Annotated in this window: 1 pseudogene; it reads right to left on the bottom strand. The window is 76.4% G+C overall.

Features of this window, described 5'->3' with window-relative positions:
* Positions 1-382: pseudogene (locus tag PO768_RS29135) on the bottom strand (hypothetical protein); the annotation flags it as partial.

The following is a 382-nucleotide window of genomic DNA, read 5'->3' as shown; positions in this document are numbered from 1 at the left end:
GCTCTGCGCCGGTCGGGCCGCCGCACCGCGACGACCGGCCCCTGCGCCGCCATTTGGGGTGTGCGCTCCGGCCAGGCTGGCCAGCAGGCCGGGCGGTATCGCAGCCTGGGCGGCCGTGATCATCTGTTCCTGCAGGGCAGCCTGAGCCTGCTGCTCGCCGTCGCTGGGCTCGGGCGGCGAGGCGTCGGCGGCACTGGGCTCGGGCTCTGGCTCGGGCGGTGCCGATGACTCGGGCGCGGACTCCGGTGTTGATTCGGCCTCGGCCTCAGGCTCAGCCTGCGACTGTGGCAAGGCCCGCGCACGCGGCGCCAGCACCAGCCGGGCGGCCAGCTCGGCATCGGCCTGGCTCACTTCGTCCCGCCCGGCGATGGCCGCCGCCGCG

This window comes from Paucibacter sp. XJ19-41, assembly GCF_028462495.1.
GTDB lineage: Bacteria > Pseudomonadota > Gammaproteobacteria > Burkholderiales > Burkholderiaceae_C > Roseateles_E.
Note: the sequence above shows the minus strand (reverse complement) of the source record. Positions and strands in the feature narration are given on the sequence as shown.